Origin of the sequence: Olsenella uli (assembly GCF_016900775.1) — a bacterium.
Taxonomy (GTDB): Bacteria; Actinomycetota; Coriobacteriia; order Coriobacteriales; family Atopobiaceae; genus Thermophilibacter; species Thermophilibacter uli_A.
In genome coordinates, this window is record NZ_JACJKN010000001.1 from 100797 (window position 1) to 121587 (window position 20791).

At 66.1% G+C, this 20791-nt stretch carries 20 protein-coding genes and 1 tRNA gene; 15 read left to right on the plus strand and 6 right to left on the minus strand.

The genetic code is table 11. From position 1 onward, the window contains the following. Positions 1-49 precede the first annotated feature (49 nt). From H6A23_RS00485 to H6A23_RS00520, 8 genes are all read left to right on the plus strand, one after another. Positions 50-940, plus strand: coding sequence for a PTS mannose/fructose/sorbose/N-acetylgalactosamine transporter subunit IIC (locus tag H6A23_RS00485; RefSeq protein ID WP_204830244.1), 891 nt, complete (start codon positions 50-52; stop codon positions 938-940). Then, positions 921-1751 carry a PTS system mannose/fructose/sorbose family transporter subunit IID gene (locus tag H6A23_RS00490; RefSeq protein ID WP_204830245.1) on the plus strand — a complete coding sequence of 277 codons (831 nt, stop codon included), beginning with the start codon at positions 921-923 and terminating at the stop codon, positions 1749-1751. The genes H6A23_RS00485 and H6A23_RS00490 overlap by 20 nt, the downstream gene beginning before the upstream one ends. 156 nt (positions 1752-1907) lie before the next feature. Then, entirely contained in the window at positions 1908-2525 is a 618-nt protein-coding gene (locus tag H6A23_RS00495; RefSeq protein ID WP_204830246.1) for a hypothetical protein, read from the plus strand. Between the two features lie 98 nt (positions 2526-2623). After that, positions 2624-3058, plus strand: a complete 435-nt coding sequence (locus H6A23_RS00500; protein ID WP_204830247.1) for a PTS sugar transporter subunit IIA — start codon at positions 2624-2626, stop codon at positions 3056-3058. 48 nt (positions 3059-3106) lie between these two features. After that, entirely contained in the window at positions 3107-3838 is a 732-nt protein-coding gene (locus H6A23_RS00505; RefSeq protein ID WP_204830248.1) for a GntR family transcriptional regulator, read from the plus strand. A 56-nt stretch (positions 3839-3894) separates the two neighbouring features. Further along, positions 3895-5061 carry an SIS domain-containing protein gene (gene agaS, locus H6A23_RS00510; protein WP_204830249.1) on the plus strand — a complete coding sequence of 389 codons (1167 nt, stop codon included), beginning with the start codon at positions 3895-3897 and terminating at the stop codon, positions 5059-5061. Positions 5062-5216: 155 nt separating this feature from the next. Continuing rightward, positions 5217-6383 carry an N-acetylglucosamine-6-phosphate deacetylase gene (gene nagA, locus H6A23_RS00515; protein WP_204830250.1) on the plus strand — a complete coding sequence of 389 codons (1167 nt, stop codon included), beginning with the start codon at positions 5217-5219 and terminating at the stop codon, positions 6381-6383. A 137-nt stretch (positions 6384-6520) separates the two neighbouring features. Then, positions 6521-7234, plus strand: a complete 714-nt coding sequence (locus H6A23_RS00520) for an SIS domain-containing protein (RefSeq protein ID WP_286165699.1) — start codon at positions 6521-6523, stop codon at positions 7232-7234. A 437-nt stretch (positions 7235-7671) separates the two neighbouring features. Here the strand turns inward: H6A23_RS00520 and H6A23_RS00525 are convergent. Both H6A23_RS00525 and H6A23_RS00530 read right to left on the minus strand, forming a co-directional pair. Then, positions 7672-7748, minus strand: a tRNA-Met gene (locus H6A23_RS00525). A gap of 216 nt (positions 7749-7964) precedes the next feature. After that, positions 7965-9731 carry an LPXTG cell wall anchor domain-containing protein gene (locus tag H6A23_RS00530; RefSeq protein WP_204830252.1) on the minus strand — a complete coding sequence of 589 codons (1767 nt, stop codon included), beginning with the start codon at positions 9729-9731 and terminating at the stop codon, positions 7965-7967. Between the two features lie 592 nt (positions 9732-10323). Here H6A23_RS00530 and H6A23_RS00535 point away from each other — a divergent pair. Further along, positions 10324-11601, plus strand: a complete 1278-nt coding sequence (locus tag H6A23_RS00535; RefSeq protein ID WP_204830253.1) for an ammonium transporter — start codon at positions 10324-10326, stop codon at positions 11599-11601. 12 nt (positions 11602-11613) lie between these two features. Beyond that, a complete protein-coding gene (locus tag H6A23_RS00540; RefSeq protein ID WP_204830254.1) occupies positions 11614-11952 on the plus strand; it encodes a P-II family nitrogen regulator in 339 nt (112 codons plus the stop codon). Positions 11953-12189: 237 nt separating this feature from the next. On the opposite strand, the gene H6A23_RS00545 is transcribed toward H6A23_RS00540, so the two are convergent. Together H6A23_RS00545 and H6A23_RS00550 are read right to left on the minus strand one after the other, a co-directional pair. Further along, positions 12190-13023 (minus strand): hypothetical protein, encoded by an 834-nt coding sequence (locus H6A23_RS00545; RefSeq protein WP_204830255.1) that lies wholly within the window; start codon positions 13021-13023, stop codon positions 12190-12192. Between the two features lie 694 nt (positions 13024-13717). Then, entirely contained in the window at positions 13718-14977 is a 1260-nt protein-coding gene (locus H6A23_RS00550; RefSeq protein WP_286165700.1) for a Wadjet anti-phage system protein JetD domain-containing protein, read from the minus strand. Positions 14978-15134: 157 nt separating this feature from the next. Between H6A23_RS00550 and H6A23_RS00555 the strand changes: the two genes are divergently transcribed. From H6A23_RS00555 to H6A23_RS00565, 3 genes are all read left to right on the plus strand, one after another. Then, positions 15135-15647 (plus strand): DUF5067 domain-containing protein, encoded by a 513-nt coding sequence (locus H6A23_RS00555; protein ID WP_204830256.1) that lies wholly within the window; start codon positions 15135-15137, stop codon positions 15645-15647. A 31-nt stretch (positions 15648-15678) separates the two neighbouring features. Beyond that, positions 15679-16098 (plus strand): XRE family transcriptional regulator, encoded by a 420-nt coding sequence (locus H6A23_RS00560; RefSeq protein ID WP_204830257.1) that lies wholly within the window; start codon positions 15679-15681, stop codon positions 16096-16098. Between the two features lie 231 nt (positions 16099-16329). Then, positions 16330-17571, plus strand: a complete 1242-nt coding sequence (locus H6A23_RS00565) for a serine/threonine-protein kinase (protein ID WP_204830258.1) — start codon at positions 16330-16332, stop codon at positions 17569-17571. On the opposite strand, the gene H6A23_RS00570 is transcribed toward H6A23_RS00565, so the two are convergent. Then, positions 17568-18188: an HAD family hydrolase gene (locus tag H6A23_RS00570; protein WP_204830259.1), complete on the minus strand. Its 621-nt coding sequence runs from the start codon at positions 18186-18188 to the stop codon at positions 17568-17570. The genes H6A23_RS00565 and H6A23_RS00570 overlap by 4 nt on opposite strands. Before the next feature lie 621 nt (positions 18189-18809). On the opposite strand from H6A23_RS00570, the gene H6A23_RS00575 reads away from it, so the two are divergent. Beyond that, complete coding sequence (locus H6A23_RS00575) at positions 18810-19265, plus strand: hypothetical protein (RefSeq protein WP_204830260.1); 456 nt, start codon at positions 18810-18812, stop codon at positions 19263-19265. Here the strand turns inward: H6A23_RS00575 and H6A23_RS11620 are convergent. Further along, complete coding sequence (locus H6A23_RS11620; protein ID WP_204830261.1) at positions 19262-20278, minus strand: HNH endonuclease; 1017 nt, start codon at positions 20276-20278, stop codon at positions 19262-19264. The two genes, H6A23_RS00575 and H6A23_RS11620, sit on opposite strands and share 4 nt — an antisense overlap. Before the next feature lie 86 nt (positions 20279-20364). On the opposite strand from H6A23_RS11620, the gene H6A23_RS00585 reads away from it, so the two are divergent. After that, positions 20365-20727, plus strand: a complete 363-nt coding sequence (locus tag H6A23_RS00585; RefSeq protein ID WP_204830262.1) for an arsenate reductase family protein — start codon at positions 20365-20367, stop codon at positions 20725-20727. The last annotated feature ends 64 nt before the right edge of the window (positions 20728-20791 follow it).

The window sequence follows — 20791 nt, forward strand, 5'->3', positions numbered from 1 at the left end:
TAGCGTGTGGTACGTATCGTTCGAGACTGCAAGAAGGAGGAAAAGAACCATGATTCAGTGGTGGCAGATTCTTCTGCTTACGCTCTATGCGGGCTTCCAGATCATGGACGAGCTGCACTGGTACTCCAGCGCCGGCTCCGCCGTGTTCTCCGGCTTCATTACGGGCCTCATCATGGGCGACCTGGCAACGGGTCTTTTCATCGGTGGTAGCATGCAGCTCACCATCCTCGGCGTCGGCACCTTCGGCGGTGCCTCCCGCATCGACGCCAACTCCGGCACCCTGATCGCCACGGCCTTCGCCGTGAGCTCCGGGATGGACCCGGAGCAGGCGCTTGCTGCCCTCGGCGTGCCCGTGGCCGCCATCCTCGTCTACACCGACATCCTCGGTCGTATGGCCAACACCTTCTGGGGTCACGCCTGCGACGCCGACGTCGAGAAGATGGACTGGAACGCCTATAACTTCCACTACTGGATGGGTGCCGTCTCCTGGTGCCTCTCCCGCATGATCCCCGTCTTCCTCGCCCTCGCCTTCGGCCAGGGTCTGGTTGACGCCATCACCGCCGCCCTCAACGGCGACCTCGCCTGGCTCGGCACCGGCCTCACCGTCGCCGGTGGCATGCTGCCGGCCGTCGGCTTCGCCATCCTGCTCCGCTACCTGCCCGTCAAGAAGCACGTGGCGTACCTCATCCTCGGCTTCGTCATTGCTGCCCTTCTCGGCACCGTCTTCACCAACATCGCCGGCGTTGCTGGCGACGTGGCCACGGTTGCCGGCGCGGCTGGCGCCGAGGTTGCCGGTGGCGACTACAACAGCCTGTCCATGCTGACGATCGCCCTCATCGGCTTCGCCCTGGCCTACATCTACTACCAGCAGCACCAGGCTCAGGCGTCCGCGCCCGCCGTTGCCGCTGGCATGGAGGGAGATGACGACGATGAGCTCTAAGACCACCGGCTACAAGCTCACAAAGGCTGACTTCCAGCAGATCAACCGCCGCAACCTCGTCGGCTTCCAGGCTGGCTGGAACTACGAGCGCATGCAGCACTCCGGCTATCTGTGGATCATCCTCCCGCAGCTTCGCAAGATCTATGGGGACAACACCGAGGCCCTGAAGACCGCCTGCCGCACCCAGTGCTCGCCGTTCTTCAACACCTCGAACTTCCTCAACACCATCATCACGGGCATCGACCTCGCCATCGAGGAGACCGAGGGCCTGGAGGGCATGGAGACCGTCGCCTCCCTCAAGACCGGCCTCATGGGCCCGCTCGCCTCCATCGGCGACTCGATCTTCGGCTCGCTGCTCCCGACGATCTTCGGCGCCCTCGCTGCCAACATGGCCATGGAGGGCAACCCGCTCGGCATCTTCATCTGGATTGCCGTGAACATCGTGGTCGACTGGTTCCGCTGCAAGCAGACCTACATCGCCTACGACCAGGGCATGAAGCTCGTCACCACCATGTCCGACCAGCTCAACGCCATCACCGACGCCGCAACCGTCATGGGCGTCTTCATGGTCGGCGCGCTCGTGTCCACCAACGTGGGCATCGTCATCACCGCGCCGATCGACCTCGGCGGCGTCACCGTCGACCTCCAGCACATCGCCAACGTCATCTGCCCCAAGCTCGTCCCGGCGGCGCTCGTTGGCTTCGTGTACTGGCTGCTCGGCAAGAAGGGCATGACCTCGACCAAGGCGATCTTCATCGTCCTGATCCTCGGCATCGTCCTCGGCGCCCTCGGCTGGGTCGCCAAGGGCTAGCCCCAGAGCTCCCTGCGGTGCCCGGCTCGTCCGGGCACTGCGCCCGTCCTTTGGACAACAAGCTGAGCGGGCGCGCATCTCACGGCCCGGGACCGGAGGGTTCCCGCCCTATCTCCCGAGATGCGCGCCCGTTTTCTCTAGAAAGGCAGCTGCGTCGTGCAACCCTACGTCATCGCGTTTCTCGTCCTCGTCATCGCCTACTTCGTCGTGACAGAGGGGGGGAGGCGCTACTACGAGGCCAGGTTCGAGGGCTTCTTCAACACCGGGCACTACGATCAGGCGCTCGCCTCGCTCGACAAGGTCCTCGCCCGCGTGACCATGACGACGTACCGCCAGTACTCCCTTCGCTTCATGTGCTATCAGGCACAGGGCAACGAAGAGATGGCAACGCGCATGATCGAGCTTCTCGTCCGCATGCGCAGCTCCGCCAAGCGGCAGGCGCAGACGCTCGCCATCGCCTTCAACTACTTCACCCAGATCGGCAACAAGGACCGCGCCAAGGAGACGCTCGCCCAACTCAAGGCCTGCAAGGGCGCCGAGGCGGCCGTCGTCACCGACTGCCAGCTCACCTACGACGTCGTCTTCTCCAAGCGCTACGACTACATCCAGCAGATGGAGGGGATGCTCGAGAGCGCCTCTCCGGAGCTCAAGGGCAAGCTCTGCTTCCTCCTGTGGAAGCAGTACGCCAACAAGGGCGACAAGACCCACGCCAAGCGCTACAAGCGACAGTTTGAAGAACTTACGAATTTGACCACGACCCGGCGTTCGTCGTAAAACGCGCGCCGGTCACGATACACTAGCGGAACGCTGGTTATAAACCAGTTTACATCGAGTCCTCGGCGGGGCCGGGGAGAGGAAGAAAGGGAGCTACCATGATCGGATTCATCCTTACGGGCCACGGCCAGTTCTCCAACGGCCTCAAGAGCGCGCTCGACATGATTGCGGGCCCGCAGCAGGCCTTCGAGATCGTTCCCTTTGAGGAGTCGGGCGCCGGCGAGTACGGCGACAAGCTCCGCGAGGCCGTCAAGGCCATGCGCGCCCAGACCGACGGCGTCCTCGTCTTCTGCGACCTCATGGGCGGCACCCCGTTCAACCAGTCGATGATGATCACGGCCGAGCAGGACAACATCTCCGTCGTGGCCGGCACCAACCTGCCGATGCTCATCGACATCGTGATGTCGCGCACCGAGGACTCCACGATCGAGGATCTGGTCTCCGAGGCCGTCGAGGTGGGCAAGGAGGGCGTCTGCCACATGGCGCTCACCGCCGGCTCCGACGACGAGGATGAGGACGGCGAGGGGATCTAGGCCCGCGCCCACGGCGCGTCCGAGCCGCACGATGCGAAAGGGGGAGAGATGGTGTCAAGGCCAAAGAAGCAGCCGCTCTACGACCAGCTGGTCGACATCCTGACCGAGAAGATCGATCAGGAGTTCAGGCCCGGCGACCTTCTCCCCTCCGAGCGCGTGCTCTCGGAGCGCTACGGCCTCTCGCGCACCACGGTCCGTCTCGCCCTGAGCGAGCTCGAGCGACTCGGGCTCGTGGTGCGCCAGCACGGCAGGGGGACCTTCGTGGCCGACCGCTCAACGCAGGCCACCAACCTCATGCAGTCCTACAGCTTCACCGAGCACATGCGCTCGCTGGGGCGCGTCCCCGAGACCACGATCCTCGAGTTCTCCGAGACCGACGCCGACAAGAACCTCGCGGAGCGCATGGGCGTCCGCCTGGGGGAGCGCCTGTTCAAGCTCAAGCGCCTGCGCTCCGCGGACGCCACGCCCATGATGGTCGAGCTCTCGTACCTGCCGCTGCGCAAGTTCATGACGCTCAAGCGCGCCCTTCTCGACAGCATGCCGCTCTACGAGATCATCGAGAACGTCTATCACGAGAAGATCCGCGTGGCCGAGGAGGAATTCTTCGCAAGCGTGGCGCGTCCCGCCGATGCCCACCTGCTCGACATCTCCGAGGGCGCGCCCGTGCTCGATCTCGTGCGCACGACCTACAACACGAGTAACGAGGTCATCGAGTACACGCTCTCCGTCGCCCGCGCAGACCAGTTCAAGTACAAGGTCTACCACCAGCGTCTTCCCTAGCGTGCAAAAGCGACAGTCGCTTTTGCACGGTCCCGTCGATTCGAAAGGAGCACGCAATGTTTGAGAAGAGCAAGGAGGAGCTCGCCTCCCTTGGCGCTGACATCACCACCGCCGAGATCGCGCAGCAGCCCGAGCTCTGGAGGGACACCCTCAACATCTACAAGACCAACCTGGATGCCATCGAGGCCTTCCTCGCGGAGGCGCGCGCTATGGGCGAGGGCCGTCTCTCCGTCGTCTTCACCGGCGCCGGCACCTCCGACTACGTGGGCGACACGGCGGCCCCCTACCTGCGCCATGCGGGCGACGCCTCGCTCTACGACTTCAAGCCCGTGGCTACCACGGACATCGTCTCCGCTCCGCGCGACTTCCTGAACCCCGACGAGCCCACGCTGCTCGTCTCGTTTGCGCGCTCCGGCAACAGCCCCGAGTCCCTGGCGGCCGTCGAGATCGCCGGGAAGTTCGTGAAGAACGTCCGCTTCCTCAACATCACCTGCGCCCCCGAGGGCAAGCTCGCCGTCGAGTCCGCGGACGACCCGCGCGCGCTCACGCTGCTCATCCCGCGCGCCAACGACAAGGGCTTTGCCATGACCGGCTCCTACAGCTGCATGACGCTGCTCTCCACGCTCATCTTCGATACCGCGTCGATCGACGAGAAGGCCGCCTGGGTCGAGCAGATTGCCAAGATGGGCGAGGAGGTCGTGTCCCGCGAGGACGAGGTCGCCGCGTTCCTGGCCGGCGACTTCAACCGCGTGACCTACCTCGGATCGGGCTCCTTCGTGGGCCTTGCCCAGGAGAGCCAGCTCAAGATCCTCGAGCTCGCGCACGGCCTCGTGGCCACCTCCTGGGACAGCTCCATGGGCTATCGCCACGGGCCCAAGTCCTTTGTCGACGACAAGACCCTCGTCTTCGTCTACATGAACAACGACGAGTACACCCGCCAGTATGACCTCGATATCCTGAACGAGATCGGCGGCGACAAGATCGCGCAGAAGACCATCGCCGTCCAGCAGGACTGCGGCCCGGTCTTCGAGGGCGAGTCCTTCACCTTCGCCGGCTATGACGCGCTGCCCGAGGGCTACCTCGCGCTGCCGTTCATCATGGTCGCGCAGACGGTGTCGCTGCTCAACTCCGTGCGCGTGGGCAACACGCCCGACACCCCGTCGCCGACGGGCACCGTCAACCGCGTGGTCAAGGGCGTCACCATCCACCCGTTCGCAGGGTAACTAACCCGTCCGGCCTTCCCAGGCACCCGATCTTCTCGCTCGGGCGTTCGGCCATGACCCTAAGGTCTATGGCCTCCGCCTTCGCGAGAATCTCGAGCACCTGGAAAGGCCGTCTTCGTAGTCGTTGCATTCGAGCCATCAAGGAGGTTGCATCAATGAGCACGTTTGCTATCAAGGCCGACCGCTTCGTACTCCCCGGCGCCACCATGCAGGGCGGCTACCTCACCGTCGAGGACGGGAAGTTCGGCATGTGGTCCGCCGACGCCCCGGACTGCGAGGTCCGCGACCTCACGGGCTGCGTCGTGGGCCCGGGCCTCGTTGACACGCACATCCACGGCTTCTTCAACCACGCGACCACCGACCGCGAGGCCGAGGGCATCAACGCCTCGAGCGTCGAGCTCGCTCGCCGCGGCACCACCTGCTGGCTGCCCACCACCTTCACCGAGTCCGTCGAGCAGATCGAGGGCTCCTGCGCCGCCATCGCCCAGGCGGACGAGGGACGCGAGGAGGGCTTCGTGGGTGCGCGCATCGGCGGCATCTACCTTGAGGGGCCGTTCTTCACGGAGGCCCACGTGGGCGCCCAGAACCCCGCCTACCTCATTGACCCCTCGGTCGAGGTCTTCGAGCGCTGGCAGGAGGTCGCCGGCGGGCGCATCGTCAAGAGCGCCCTCGCGGCCGAGCGCGCGGGCGCGTGCCCGTACTGCGCCGCGCTTGCCGCCATGGGCGTGGTGACCTCCATCGGCCACTCCGACGCCACCTATGACGAGACCCTCGCCGCCGTGAACGCGGGCGCGAGCTGCTTCGTGCACACCTACAACGGCCAGCGCGGCCTGCATCACCGCGACCCGGGCGTGACGGGCGCCGCCATGACCACCAAGAACACCTACGCCGAGATCATCTGCGACGGCCGCCACGTCGTGCCGGCCGCCATCAAGGCGCTCGTGGACGCCAAGGGCTGGGAGCACACGGTCCTCATCACGGACTGCCTGGGCTGTGGCGGCATGCCGGAGGGCGACTACATGTCCGGCGGCCTGCCCGTGGTCATGAAGGGCGGCCTCTGCTACCTGAGAAACGGGGACGGCACCACCGGGTCGATCGCCGGCTCCGTGCTCACGCTCGCCGAGGGCGTCAAGAACATGGTGGACTGGCAGATCGTGACCGCCGAGCAGGCCATCCGCATGGCCACCGAGGTCGCCGCCCGCTCCGCGCGCATCGACGACCGCTTTGGCCTCATCCTGCCCGGCCGCGACGCCGACCTCACGGTCTTCAACGCCGACATGACCCTCGCGACCACCTTCGTGGGGGGCGTCGAGGTCAAGTAGCGGCGTCACGGCTGACAGTGCGCCCCCCTGCGTCACGTTCTTCTCGCCAACAGCGGTTTTGTTGTCGGGGGCGCGCAGGGGGCGCACTCTTTTCAACGGCAATGCCGGCGATGCCGGTCCTGGGGAAAGGAGAGAGCATGGGCAACACGGCAGCGCGCTTCAAGGCGGAGGTCCTGCGCCGCCTGGATGAGGTCCTCGACGGCCAGGAGGACGCCCTGCATAGGGCTGCGGTCATCTTTGCCGACACCGTCGAGCGCGGCGGCATCATCCGCGCCTTTGGCTCCGGCCACAGCCACGCCAACGCGCTCGAGATCTGCGGGCGCGCCGGCGGCTACATCCAGACCAAGGTGGTGCGCGAGCCCGCCTGGGGCATCTACGAGATGATCGACGGCGTGGGGGACCAGTTCTGGCTCAAGCTGGACCTGCGCCCCGAGGACTGCCTCGTGGTAATCTCCAACTCCGGCCGCAACCCGCTGCCGGTGGAGCTGGCGACGCATGCGCGGGAGGCCGGGGTGCCCGTTATCGCCGTGACCGCGGTTGAGGTCTCTCGCGCCGGCACCTCGCGCGCCAAGTCCGGCAAGCGCCTCTTCGAGTGCGCCGACGTGGTGCTGGACAACAAGTCCTCCTTCGGCGACGCGGCGCTGGAGGTGGAGGGCCTCTCCACGCGCGTGGGCGGCACCTCGCTCTACACGGGCTGCCTGCTTCTGGACTGTGCGGTCATGGAGTCGATTGACATCCTGCTTGAGCGTGGCGTCCAGCCGCCGCTCTTCATGAGCGCCAACGTGGACGGAGGCCCCGAGTTCAACCAGCGCCTCCTCGACCAGTTCAAGGAGCGCCTGGCAGAGTACTAGCGTCGGGCGAGAAGAACGTGCGGCGTGCGGGCGGCGGCTCCGGGTGCTCCGGGCCGTCGCCCGTTGTTCTCAAAAACGGGGTCGTGGCAGCTTGGCGGCAGGCGGCGTTGCCGAAGATGGGGTTGTGGCAGGAGGTCCTTCTCGCCATCTGGCGTTTCTCTGGCGCGTGTTGTCGAATTGGGGGTTATGGCAGAGGGTTTTCTGCCATAACCCCCACCGCCGCAACGCCGAGGAGCCTCTGGCTGCCATAACCCCATTTTCAGAAGCGGGACAACCGCCGCGGGTCGAGAGCGGCGGCAGAGCGTACCCGCGTGGCCTCGACGAACCCCCCCAACCGGGAAAACGCGAGAAGGACGTGCGTGAGTGCGCGGCAACTCGGGGGTGGTCGTGCGCACGAAAAAGCCCGAAGGTCGCATGACCTCCGGGCTGACTGTGTATGGTCGCGGGGGCAGGATTTGAACCTACGACCTTCGGGTTATGAGCCCGACGAGCTACCAGACTGCTCCACCCCGCAATTGGGTGCACTGCGTGCGTGCAAGAAACAACTATATCGACCGGACATCTGTTGCGCAAGGATGGGTTCGAATTGTGAACGCTTCTCCATATTTGAAGCAGTGAGGGGCGCGGTCGCACGTTCTTCTCGCCCGCGTCTGCACCGATGTCTGGCGGCGAGAAGGCGCCCCGCAGCGGAAGGAGGCTGCGGGGCGCCCGGCGTTCGAGAGATGGGAGGCTAGTGACGGCGCCTTATCACCGCGGCCGCGGCTGCGGCGACGATGCCGGACCCGCCCAGCACGGCGGGGGCGAGCAGCGATGCGTCGCCGGTTGCCGGCAGGGCGGCCTTCTTGGCGCGTCTGCCGGAGGCCTGCGCGCCCTTCTTTGTCGCGCTGCCCGATGAGGGGGATGCGCCCGACCCGGAATCGCGGCCGGAGCCCTGGTTCCCGGAGCCGTCTGAGCCGCTGGGGGTTCCAGGGTTGGTGCCGGGGGTCCCGGAGTGAGTTCCCGGGTCATCCGGGCTGCCCGAGCCGCCGTGGTCGTCCGGTGCTCCGGGGTTGTCCGAGCCGCCGTGGTCGTCCGGGTCTCCCGGCTCGCTCGGGTCCGTCGGCTCGCCCGTCCCGCCGTCGCCGGGCTCGTGCGTGCTCGACTCGGCCTCCCAGAGGGCGACGAGCGTCTCGTCAGGGGCGGCCGGGGTGAGCGTTACCGTGTCTCCGGGCTGGTAGACGGTGCCGTCAGAGGCCTTCCAGCCCTTGAAGGCATGGCCCTCGCGCGCGGGCGCCGCGGCGGCCACGAAGCTCTTCTCGGGGTTGGACGCCCCGGTGCGCCAGCTGATGCCAAAGGTCGAGCGCTCGGTCTCGGGCGTGACGTCCCCGCCGGCCGCGTCGTAGGCGAGCGAGCAGGTCTTGTCCCAGACCGCGTAGAGCGTGTTGTCAGGGCAGGTGCCCGTCGCCGTATCCGCCTGTGAGACCTCGAAGGTGTCCTCGTAGTAGCCAAACATGCCCAGCGGGGACTCGTCCGCCGAGGGCGTGCTCGCCGCACCGCGATACATCCTGCGCGGCGGGTACCCGTTGAGGAACTCGGCATCCCTCCAGAAGAGGAAGACGTAGCCCTCGCGGACGGGGATGGTGTCGGTGACGTCAAAGGTGGCGGAGGAGGGAGGGTCCACGGTCCCCGTGGCCCAGACATGTGCGGGCCCGATCACCTTGCTCACCTTGGTGTTAGGCTGGCCATCGATGGTGCCGCCCGTGGCGTTGTAGCGCATCGTGGCCTCATAGCGCGGCGTCGGCGGGTCAACCACGGTGACCTTGTAGCCCACGTTGAGGACGGTCGTGGCGGTGTCGCCGTCGTCCGCCCTGCCCGAGATGGTGATCTTGAAGTAGGCGTAGACCGGCGTGTCCGCGGGCGTCGCCTTTACGCCCTCAAACTCGAATGAGGCCATTCCCCGGGAGTTGGGGCTGCCCGCGGAGGTGAAGAGGTAGCCGGAGCCCGGGTAGCCCCCCGCCGGGTAGTACGTCGACCCCACGGACTGCCCGTAGGGGGACATGGAGATGGTGGTGATCTGGTAGGTCTTGGTCAGCGCCTCGCCGCCCAGGCCGCCATAGTTCTGCTTGGTGAAGTGCGTGAGCAGCGGGTTGGCTGAGTCCGAGACCGACTGCCCCTTGACAATCACGACCTCTCCGTACTCCCCGGGACGCGGGTAGGTGTTGCCCGGCGTGTCAAGGCTCCCGTCGGGGGAGTCGTTGGGGTTGATGCGCAGGACGTGGTCCGCGTCGGCGTCCGTGGGAAAGACGCTCGAGGCTACGCGCGACTGCGCGGAGTCGTCAGGCGGCAGCTCCACGATGTTTTCGCAGGAGAGCGAGGGCTCCTCTTCCTCTTCTTCCAGGGGCTCCTCCTCTTCAGCTGTCTCGGCGAGGGTGTTGGTGGGCAGGGCGAACGCCCCTGCCGCAAATGCGAGCAGGAGGGCCAGGGCAAGGGCCCCAAGGCGCTGCGGTAGACGCTTCATCTGTGTTCCTTCCACGGTGTGAGGACGAGTTCTCACAGCGTAGGGGATGACGCAGCGTCTCCGGCAAGCGCCGCCTGCGCGGAAGGGGGCGCTGCGGGCAAAAAGGCGCCGCCCCCGCACGTGAGCGATGCGGGGGCGGCTGGGGCGCCCTTTTCCGAGGGAGCTACTCGGATGGGCTGGGGCGCCAGGACAAGGCGGCTGCCGTCGCGCTACCCGTGGGGGTGAGGAGACGCGTGACGGCCGGGGAGTTGCCGCGTGTCCGATGGAGAGTCGGAGGTGCCTCTGCCATGTCGGGCGTATGGGGCAAGCCCCATCTGGCCACGTCCGACGGGACCCACGGTACCCCGTGACGCAGCGTTCCCGTCAAGGACAAAAGAGAAAAGTTTTGCGGCCCCGCGGCCTGAGGGGCGAGAAGAACCGTCGGGCCGCGGGGTTTCCGCGACGTTTCTGGGGCGCAAACGCGGGTTTCGCGCCGGCTACCAACGTTTCCGGCTCGGCGCGATGCCGTTAACGGCGGCGCGTCCTTCTCGGCGGGCGCGGTGCGGGATGGCAGTATCTGCCGCGTAGTGTCCGCACGACAGGGGAGGTCGTCATGTATGACACGGGATCTACCGCCTTCATGCTCGTCTGCACCATGCTCGTCCTGTTTATGACCCCGGGGCTCGCGTTCTTCTATGGTGGCCTGGCGCGCCGCAAGAACGTGGTCAACACGATGCTCATGTGCTTTGCCGTGATTGGCGTCGTGGGCATCGCCTGGGTTCTGGCCGGCTGGTCCTTCGCCTACGGGGGCGACGGCTCGCTTTCGTGGTTTGGCGGGTTTGACCAGCTGGGGCTTGCCGGGCTCGTCTCCGGCATGCTCGCCGAGGCGGCCGCCGTCCCGGACGGCGCGGTCTATCCCGCGCTCGTGGACGTGTGCTTCCAGATGGCCTTTGCCATGATCACGGCCGCCATCGTCACGGGCTCGGTGGCCGGGCGCATGAGGTTTGGCGCGATCATTGCCTTCATCGCCGCGTGGTCGCTCGTGGTGTACGCGCCGCTCGCCCACATGGTCTGGGGCGGCGAGGGCTCGCTCATCGGGGACGTCATCGGGGCGCTGGACTTTGCCGGCGGCGACGTGGTCCACATCAGCTCCGGCGTGACGGGCCTCATCCTGTGCCTGTTCCTCGGCGGGCGCAAGGGCTTTGGCCTCAAGAGCTACCGGCCGCACAACGTGCCGTTCGTCGCGCTTGGCGCGGGCCTGCTCTGGCTCGGGTGGTTTGGCTTCAACGGCGGCTCCGAGTTCGCGGCGGACGAGGTGGCGGCCCTGGCGATTCTCAACACCGTGGTCTCCAGCGCGGCGGGCCTCGTCTCCTGGCTCGTGACCGAGCGCGTGGCAACCGGCAAGCCCACGCTCGTGGGCGCCTGCACGGGCCTGGTGGCCGGTCTCGTGGTGGTGACGCCGGGGGCGGGCTTTGTGGAGCCGTGGGCCGCGGTCGTGATGGGACTTCTCGTCTCTCCTGTCTGCTACCTGGCCATCTCCAGGCTCAAGGCGCACTTTGGCTATGACGACGCGCTCGACGCCTTTGGCTGCCACGGCGTGGGCGGCATCCTTGGCGGCGTGCTCACGGGCCTCTTCTGCGTGCCGGAGCTCTCCTGGACCGAGGCGGGCGGCCTGCTTTACACCGGTGACGCGTCGCTGCTGGTGAGCCAGGTCGTAGGCATTCTGGTCACGCTCGTGATCGTGGTCGTGCTCGACCTTGTGCTCGTGGCCGCGGTGCGCGCCGCCTTTGGCGGAAGCCTGCGCGTGAGCGAGCACGACGAGGCGCTTGGCCTTGACGTGGCCGCGCACGGCGAGAGCGCCTACCCCGCCTTCACCGGACTCGACGCATAGGGAGCGTGCATCATGAAGAAGGTAACCGCCATCATCCGTCCGGAGAAGCTCGAGGAGCTCAAGGACGCGCTCAACGAAAAGGGCATCCACGGCATGACCGTCTACGAGGTCATGGGCTGCGGCAGCCAGCACGGCTGGACCGAGTACTATCGCGGCAAGGAGGTCATGCTCAACATGATCCCCAAGGTGAAAGTTGAGCTCGTGGTCAACAACGCGCAGGTTGACGACCTGATTGGGCTCGTCTGCGACGTGGCCCGCACCGGCGAGGTGGGCGACGGCAAGATCTTTGTCTACCCCGTGGAGGAGTGCGTGCGCATCCGTACCGGCGAGCGCGGTGTCAAGGCCGTGTAGGGGGCGCTGCGGGCCGGGCGCGCTGCGTAAATCCGGGTCGTGGCAATTTCCCCGCCGCCGGCGTTGCGCGGATGGGGGTTATGGCAGCCCGCACTTCTCGCCACCTGCGGTTCTTCTCGCCCGCGTTGTCCAGATTGGGGTTGTGGCAGCGAGATTTCTGCCATAACCCCAATCTGGACAACGCCCCGCGGCGCCAGATTGCCATAACCCCGATTCCCGCAACGCGCCGAGTTGACCCTACTCCAGGCCGTATGCCTCGACGGGCACGACGTCCCATCCGTCATCGATGGCCTGGGGCGCGGCGGCGGGGGAGTTCCTCTCGCCGCGCGCACGCTCGCGGGCGCGACCGTCCCAGTGGACGCCGTCGATGCGCTCGAGCTCCTCATAGAGCGCCCGGCGCCGTGAGCGTCGCAGCTCGGCGACCTTGCGGGTCACGCGATGCTGGGGCAGCCCGAGCTCTTGGCGGAGGATGTCGGCAAGCCCGTCCATGTAGGCGAGGCTGCGGTACTGGACCTTCGTTACCACGTGCTCGGTGAGCCCAATGGCCGCGAGCTCGGTGCTTCGCGCGGCGTCTCGCGCGTGGGCCTGCTCGGTCGCGTGGTCGCGGCCGTCGTACTCGACTGCGGCGATGCGCGGCGCGCCTCCCGCCTCGCCCGCACGGCCGCGGAGCAGGATGTCGGGCTTTCTCACCCCCGTCCTCATTCGGTCGTGCACGCGGCGCACCTTGAGCGGCTCGTTCATGGAGAGCACCTCGAGCCCGTATCCTCCAAGCGACCTCCTCAGCCCCAGGCGGAGCGAGAGCTTTGTCTCACGGGGAGAGCCCGATCGCACGCAGGCGTGGCGCAGCGCACGGCGCACCCGCTGGGTTCCACGCTCCGCTCCGAGGGCGTCGAGGTGCTCGCGGATGCGCTCGGGCGTGGTGAGAGGCGCCCTTCGCTGGAACATCCCCTTCTCCGACGTGGGGTCGATGGCGTAGATGCCAAGAAGCTCCGAGAGCAGGTAGATGAGCTCGAGGTCCGTGAGCTGTGGCGCCATGACCACAGGGAGGTGCTCGGGCGAGATGCACCGCACGCCCGGGGCAACCTCAAAGGCGGACCCAGGCGGAAGGTCGGGGGAGGCGCGGGTGTGGACCAGCGATCTTCTCGCTCGAGGCGTCCCCTGCGAGACGAGCAGGTGAAGGGGCTTGCTCGCTTGGGCCAGCTCGGGGACGGTCTGGATGAGTCGCGCAGTTTCCGCGTTGTCCGGTACTTGCCCGGGAACGTTGCCGTCACAGCGTCCCCCTTTTCGAGACGCCAGCGCAGCCGCTTGCTGCGCATCGCCTCCAGGGCCGTGGTATGCGAGAGAAGGATGCTCATGGCTTGAGGCTAGGGCATCGCCTCGGCGTGGGGGTTTAGATTCGAAGAAAGCTGTTCTCGCAGCTGACGGGCTGCTGTCGCGGTGCTGACGAGAAAGGCCATCTGCGCAGGTCAGTTCACTTGACATAAGTTAATGGAATGAAATAGTGAACTATTATTTGTGGAGGGAACGTGTTGCGAGCGCCGCGGCTCGGCGCCGTTGTCAAAATTGGGGCCGTGGCAGCCTGGCGCCGAGGCGCGTTGCGAAGATCGGGGTCGTGGCAGAAATCGCGCTGCCACGACCCCGTTTTCCGCAACAGCGCCGAGAAGAACCGCAGGTGGCGAGAAGTGCGGGCTGCCATAACCCCCACCCGCGCAACGCCGGCGGCGGGGGAATTGCCACGACTCCGATTTACGTAGCGGGTCAAACCCTACAGGTCCGCAGCCGTGACGATTTCCTGGGGGATGAGCCGCGCTCCCTCCACGACGGCGCGCAGGTACGCGGCCTCCTTTGGCTTGAGGACGGGCTCCAGCAGCTCGAGCCCCTCGATGCGCACGCCGCCCTGGTCCGTCTCCTCGTTTTCCAGCGGATCGGGGAAGCGCCTCATCGCGCGCCTCAGCATGAGGCGATACGCAGGGACGAACGGCTCCACCCCGAAGCGCCCGTCGGCCAGGGAGGCGAGCTTGGCCAGGATGGAGAGTCCGGCGCGGTCGATGTCGCCCCAGTAGAGCACGCGCACGTCCTCGGCCCCGAGCGAGGCGATGAGGTCGGGCAGCTTGTGCGGGTCGTCCACGATGTAGCCGTTGCCAAAGACCACGCCGTGGACCCGCTCGTCGAGGATGCGCTTGCGGCCCTCCAGGAACATCGCGTTTCTCATGTTGACCCAGGGGTCAAGGTTCTCGGAGACAACGAGCCGCAGGTGGCGGTGGTGCTTGGGGATGTGGTGCATGAGCTCGAGCTTGGTCTGCGGGCGCGTGGCCACCGCGTCCGAGAGGCCCATGAGGTGGAGCAGCTTGCGGCCGTCCGAGTCAAGCGCCAGGAACTTCTCGTCCCCGAAGAGGCGGTAGGAGAGCTCGCGCGTGCTGAGGGTGCCGTCGCCAATGGAGACCGATTCCGCGAGCGCGGAGTCGAGGGCACGGAGCTCGCGCTCAAAGCGGACGTAGGCGTCGGGCGTGCTGAGCAGCCAGCCGTTGATCCACAGGCGCGGGTCGAGGTCGATGATCTTGCGGCGGATGTCCTCGAGCTCGGGCGTCTGCTTGCGTACGGTGTCCAGGCCGGAGAGGCTGCGGGCGGGCCGGCGCGCGGGAGGCCGGGGGCGCTCCGCGCGGGCGATGGCCTGGGGGCGGTCCCCCGGCCGGGCGTTCTTCTCGCCTGTGCCCTTCTCGCGCACGCCCTTCTTGCCCGTGTCCTTTGGCGGTGTTCCGCCGGCGAGAAGAACGTAGCCCTCGCCGCCCTTCTCCCGCTCAAGCACGTGCAGGTCGAGCAGGGCCTTGAGCGTGAGCTCGCCCGTCCCGTACTTGGTGAGGACGCCCATCACGTCGTCTCGTCCGAGCGGGTTCTTGCGCAGGCGGACGAGCCCGCTTGCGATGCCGCCCGAGACGCTGCGCTGCTGAACGGGCAGCTCCCTGCTGAGGAGCTTTGCCAGGGAGACGATCGCGTCGTGCTCCTGCTCGGTGAGTTTCTGTGCCATGGGTGCCTTTCTTTGGGGGTTGCTCAGTACAGGATAGCGTTTCGGGCGGTGCGGGCATGCGGATGGCGGCCATTAGCTCGCAGCTAATGAATTCCTTCTTTTGCCCTGATAGGCTGCAGCCATCAGGACCAATTCGTCGAAAGAACGGGTGGTATCAATGAGTAAGCTTGCTCCAATTCCCCGTCGCTGTCTCGCCGCCACGCTTGCGCTGGCCGCCGCGTTGGCTCCGTTTGCCCTCTCCGGGTGCGGAGGGACGTCGTCTTCCGCGGAAGATTCGACTCCCGCCGAGGAACAGCCCGCCGAGAGCCAGGTTTCCGAGCCGACGCAGTCTGACTATGCGGTCACCATCGATGGGTCGACGGTGACGACTGACTACGAGGGAGCCCCTGCGATCATCGTCGATTACACTTTTACCAACAACTCTGACGAGGACACGTCCTTTGCGGTTGCGTGCGCTCAGAAGGCGTTCCAGAACGGGGTTCAGCTTGAGAGCGCGATTGTGACCGAGGACCTTGGGAATGGTTACATGGCAGAGATAAAGCCTGGTTCTACGACCACGGCGCGCATTGCCTATAGCCTGACGGATGAGTCCGACGTCACCGTCGAGGTCCAGGAGCTCTTCTCGCTTGATGATACGATGCTCGCGGAGGCCACGTTCTCGGTCGCGTAGAGAACGCGCAGGCGGAGAGGGGTGCGATGCCATGGCGGAACGACTGACTGAGGAGCTGCTCGACGAGCTCCTCTCCACCTCCGACCTCGAGGGCTACCTCGAGGAGCACGAGCCGGGTGGCCGCACGCTCTCCGAGTACCTGCGGCAGCTCCTTGCCGAGAAGGGGCTCGAGCGCTCGCGCGTGGTGCGCATGGCCAACCTCAACGACACCTTTGGCTATCAGATCTTTCAGGGCACGCGCCATCCGAGCAGGGACAAAGTTCTACAGATCGCCTTTGCCATGGCCCTCACGCTGCGCGAGACCAACCGCGCGCTCAAGGCCTCCGGCGCGAACGAGCTCTACTGCAAGGACCGCCGCGACGCAATCATCATCTTCTGCCTCGACCGCGGCTGCTCGCTCCAGAAGGTGAACGAGGAGCTCTATCGCTTTGGCGAGCGGACCATCTGTTAGGGTCTGCGATTCTGGCGCGTTGCCGATTTGGGGGTCGTGGCAGGATTTGGGCTGCCACGACCCCGCATTTGGCAACAGGAGCGAGAAGAACCCCAGCTCGCGAGAAGTGCCGGCTGCCATAACCCCGCTTTTCTCAACGCGTGCCGAGACGAGGTTGCCACGACTCCAGATTGCGCAGCGGCCCCGTGGGGCGGACGCCGATCTGTCTGGCCCCTCTGCTAGGATTGCCACATGGAGACACACGAAGACACCCTCGAAGAGGACCTGGCGCGCTACCTCGACTCGCTCGGGCGCGAGGACTCGTATCGCGTCGACGCCGTGCTCAAGGAGGGCCCGCTCGAGACTACGCAGCGCGTCTTCTTTGTGGGGAGGAGCGGCGCCGAGCTGGGACCGTTCGTGCGCAAGTACCTGAGCGCCGAGTCCGGGCTGGGCGGCGCGTACGAGGAGGTGCTCGCGGCGCAGCGGCGGGGCGTGGCCCTTCCGCATCTGCCGCGCATCCTCGAATGCTACCGCCGGGACGAGAGGATCGTCGTCGTGATGGAGTGCGTGCGCGGGGAGACGCTGGCCGCGCGCGTGGCCCGGGCCGAGGGGCCTTACGAGCGGCTCGTTCTTCTCGCCCGCGTGTTCCCGGAGCTCTGCGATGCCGTGAGCGAGCTGCACGAGCGGCTGAGCCCGCCGGTCATCCATCGCGACCTCAAGCCGGAGAACGTCATGGTCTCCGATGCTGGGGTCACCCTCATTGACCTGGGAATCGCTCGTGCGTTCCGGCAGGGAGGCGAGCGGGACACCACGCACTTTGGCACGCGCGCCTACGCGCCGCCCGAGCAGTTCGGCTTTGGGCAGACGGATGCGCGGAGCGACGTCTACGCGCTCGGCATGCTGCTCTTCTTCTGCGCCGCGGGCCGGGAGCCCGTGGCGCGTGACCGCGAGCGCGGCTTTGTGGACGCGGGCGTCCCCGAGCCGCTATGCCTCGTCATCGTTCGCGCGACCCAGCTTGATCCCGCGGCGCGCTATGCCACGGTCCGTGAGCTGCGCGACGCGCTCGTGTCCGCGCTCGGCGACGTGACGCGCGGGAGGGAATCTTCGCCCACGGAGGAGCCGCCGAGCTTTGAGCCCGCGCGACCGTCGCCTGGGGCGCTGCTCGCGCGGGTTCCGCGCTGGCTGGGGGCGGTCTGGAACCTTGCGGTGCTCTCGGCGTGTGGCCTCTGCATCATGGGATGCGTGATGGGGTTTGTCCAGCCCACGCCCGAGAACGCGAGGTGGCCCGTCTGGTACCGGTTCTTCTCGTACCTCGTGTTCCTGATGCCGGCGTTTGTGATCGCCTGCTACCTGATGCTCGACCGCCGGCCGCTGCGCAGGGAGATTCCCCTGCTTGCGCAGCTCACCGTGGGGCGGGAGACCCGCGTGGGGCTCCTTGCCATCCTGGGGCTGCTCGTCCTGTGGATTCTGGCCTCGCTGGTCGCGCGGGTCTAGCCGGCCTGTCGGATGGACGCCTCCAGCGCCTTAACGTCGCCGGTGAAGTGGAACGCGCGCATGCCGGCGATGCGTGCGCCCGCGCAGTTGTCCGCGTTGTCGTCCACGAAGAGGCACTCCGCCGGGTCAAGGCGATAACGCAGGCAGAGCAGGCGGAAGATCGCCGGGTCCGGCTTCATGATGCGCTCCTTGGCCGAGACCACGCAGCCGTCCAGGTATGGCGTGACGGGCGCGTGGCGGAGCTGGTCCATGATGCGGGTGTTGGCGTTGGAGAGCACGTAGATGCCATAGCCCTCCTGCTTGAGGCGGATTCCGAGCTCGTTGGTGCCGGCGATGGGCTCGGAGTGCTCCGGCCAGTGGTCAAAGCACTCGTTGAGGTTGGGGTGCAGGCGCTCGGGCAGGTGGGCGAGCGCGTAGCGGCGCATGGTCTCGCGGTCGATGGTGCCCGAGTCCAGAAGCGACCACATCGTGCTGCCGAAGAGCGCGCCGTCGAGCAGCTCCGCGTCTTCCGGCGTGTCCGTGAAGAGGCGCGCGAAGTACGGCCCGTCAAAGGTCATGAGCACGTTGCCCATGTCAAAGATGACGTTGCGGATAGGCGTGCTCTCGCTGCCGGGCATGATGCCTCCTCTGTCGTGGCCGCTGGGGAAAGTATATCCCGTTGACGTGCGGCCTGCGGGCGGATGCCGGAGCGCGGCTCTTCTCGCCGCGCGGTTAGAAAAGGCTGCTCGTTGCGTGCCCTTCTGATAAGCGGGTTAGAGATTGCCGGTCGTTGCGGGGAGTGGGGCCGCGCTGCTTAAGAAAGGCCGCGCATTGCAGCCCGGAAGGGCCGGTTGCCCCGAGCCGCTCTCCTGGCAGGCGAGAAGTGCTTAGAAAAGCGCAGTTGTTGCACCCTCCTGCGGGTCTGGGTGCGTCCTCTTGATGCAATGACCTCACTTTCCTAACCCATCATCGCGCGCAACCTGCAACTGGCCCGGATTCCTAAGCGGTGGGGCGGCGTGCGAGGAGAACGAATCCTGTTATTTGATCGTATCCGTGCTCCGTCTGCATCTTCCGCTCCAAGTTGATCAGGCTGAAAGCTGCGGACGGAAGGGGGAAACTTGTTTGATGGCGAAGATGCGGAGGCGGCGTGGGTGTATTGCCCTGGCCCGCCGAGCAGGGCCCCGATAGAGCTGCTGCGGGTGATTGCGTCCGGCGAAGCTCCAGAGGTCGGAGATGCCCCTGACGGGGGTTGCGTTCCCATGGACGGAAAATGGATCGTCTTTTCTGGGGAGGCTGGACAGTGGGATGAGGAGCAGGGCGGGAACTTCTGGGGGTATGGCAACGCATACGAGTTTGCCGAGGGAGTCTTTCTCTTCGATCCCCTGCTGGGAAGACGATTGCAGTGCGATGAGGAGGCGGGCCGCGAGTTCTGGCCCGTTGCGGTGAGCGACGTGGAAACGCTTGAGGAAATGGGCGGCTCGTGGCCAGAATCGTTGGCGCGCTGCATGGCGGCCATTCCCGCAAGACGGCGCGGGGACAGCTTTCTGCGCGTTCCCGAGCTGCTGAGAGTTGACTTTGGGCGGTGGTGCTGCGCCCTCGAGGACGCCAGCGTCTTCGAGGGCGGTCCCTTGGTTGGGACGCCGGCGTTCCGGGAGGTTGTCAGGGAGTGCGCCGCCCGCATGCGCCTTGTTCCGTGGGCATGCGCGTCTGGTTAGGCGACAAGAACGTGGTTCTCCTGCATGAACTGTTCGTAATGGGCGGCAAGCAGGTTGCGGCTGGGGTGGCTTGCCTCGTCGTGGGGAAGGCGCAGTCGGCATGAGGCAAGGGGGACGTAGGCTGTGCTGCCCAGGCGCTCGCTCAGGCTGATCCTCAGCGTATCGGGTTCCACCGAGATCAGGTGGGCATCATACAGGAGGTGCACGTCTGAGCGCAGTAGGATTCCGTTATTAACGATCTGGGACTTCCTTCCCCGGTAGGGGTTGATGTGCGCCGCCTGAAGGACCTGGGGAACATCGGTCTCGGTGATGGCGCATGCTCCCTCATACGCGTCGAGAAGCGTCTTTCGGAACGCATCCTGCTGCTCGCGGCGCACCTGCTCCGCCTTAACCAGCCTGCGCTCGTCCCCGTCGTCGATCTCGGCAAGAATCGAGCGGTCGTCTTCGGCAAGGGCGTCGAAGCCGGGGAAGGCGAACGCCCCCTCTGCCTCGCTTTTCTCGGTAATTGGTCCGTGGAGCGTAAACATGTTCGTTGCACTATTGAAGCGCTCTACGAAGGCGAGGCCAAGTATGCGGTAGCCGTTTGCCTCGCGAACCATGACTCCAACGGGAACCCCGTCCGTCAGGCAGTTCATAAGCGAGCTGTTGTAGTTCTGCCTCGTGTCAGCTCCGCTGTGGGCCGCGTAATCGAGTACCCAGGTTCCATCTGCAAGATTGATGGGTCTGCGATCGTTGTAGGCTCCCCGTCCGTTGGAATGGATGGAGAGGGCGTACCTTCTCCCTCTTTTATGGGAGACAAGAGACGCGCCCGGTATGTAGATCCCAGCGTCACGGCTCAGGGGAATGGGGGTTCGAGGGCGATTCTTCATGTGATGGGGAAGGCGCGGGATTGTTTCCCCGGTGTTTTGCTGAAACCAGTCGTAGCAGGGGATGAACTCTTCCGGGACGCGTCTCTTCGCCCGCCTGAGGGTCGGGCAGAAGGCCTGACATTCATAGATGATCTGACTGTTCACCGCCGCCCTCCTTCGATGAGCTGATTATACGTTAGCGATTCCCGTGCTACACTGGCCCCACGAATCTCGAGCGAAAGGACAACACCATGTCTGACGTGCTCTTTGTTGAATATCCCAAGTGCAGTACCTGCCGTCGCGCCAAGGCGTGGCTGGACGAGCATGGCGTCTCGTATGTGGACCGTCACATCGTGGAGGACAACCCCACTGCCGATGAGCTCGCCGCATGGCAGGCTCGCTCCGGGCTGCCCGTCCGGCGCTTCTTCAACACGAGCGGCCGACTCTACCGGGAGCGCAACGTGAAGGCGCTGCTCGACGCGGGCATGGCGGACGCCGACGCCTTCGCGCTTCTTGCCGAGGACGGCATGATGGTCAAGCGCCCCATCGTGGTGGGGGAGGACTTCGTGCTCGTGGGCTTCCGCGAGGCGGAGTGGGAGGCCGCGCTGCTGTAGTGGCCTCGCCCGGACATCCGGTTTCTCGTTGCGCCAGAATCACAAATCGGGGTCCCGAGAGGGG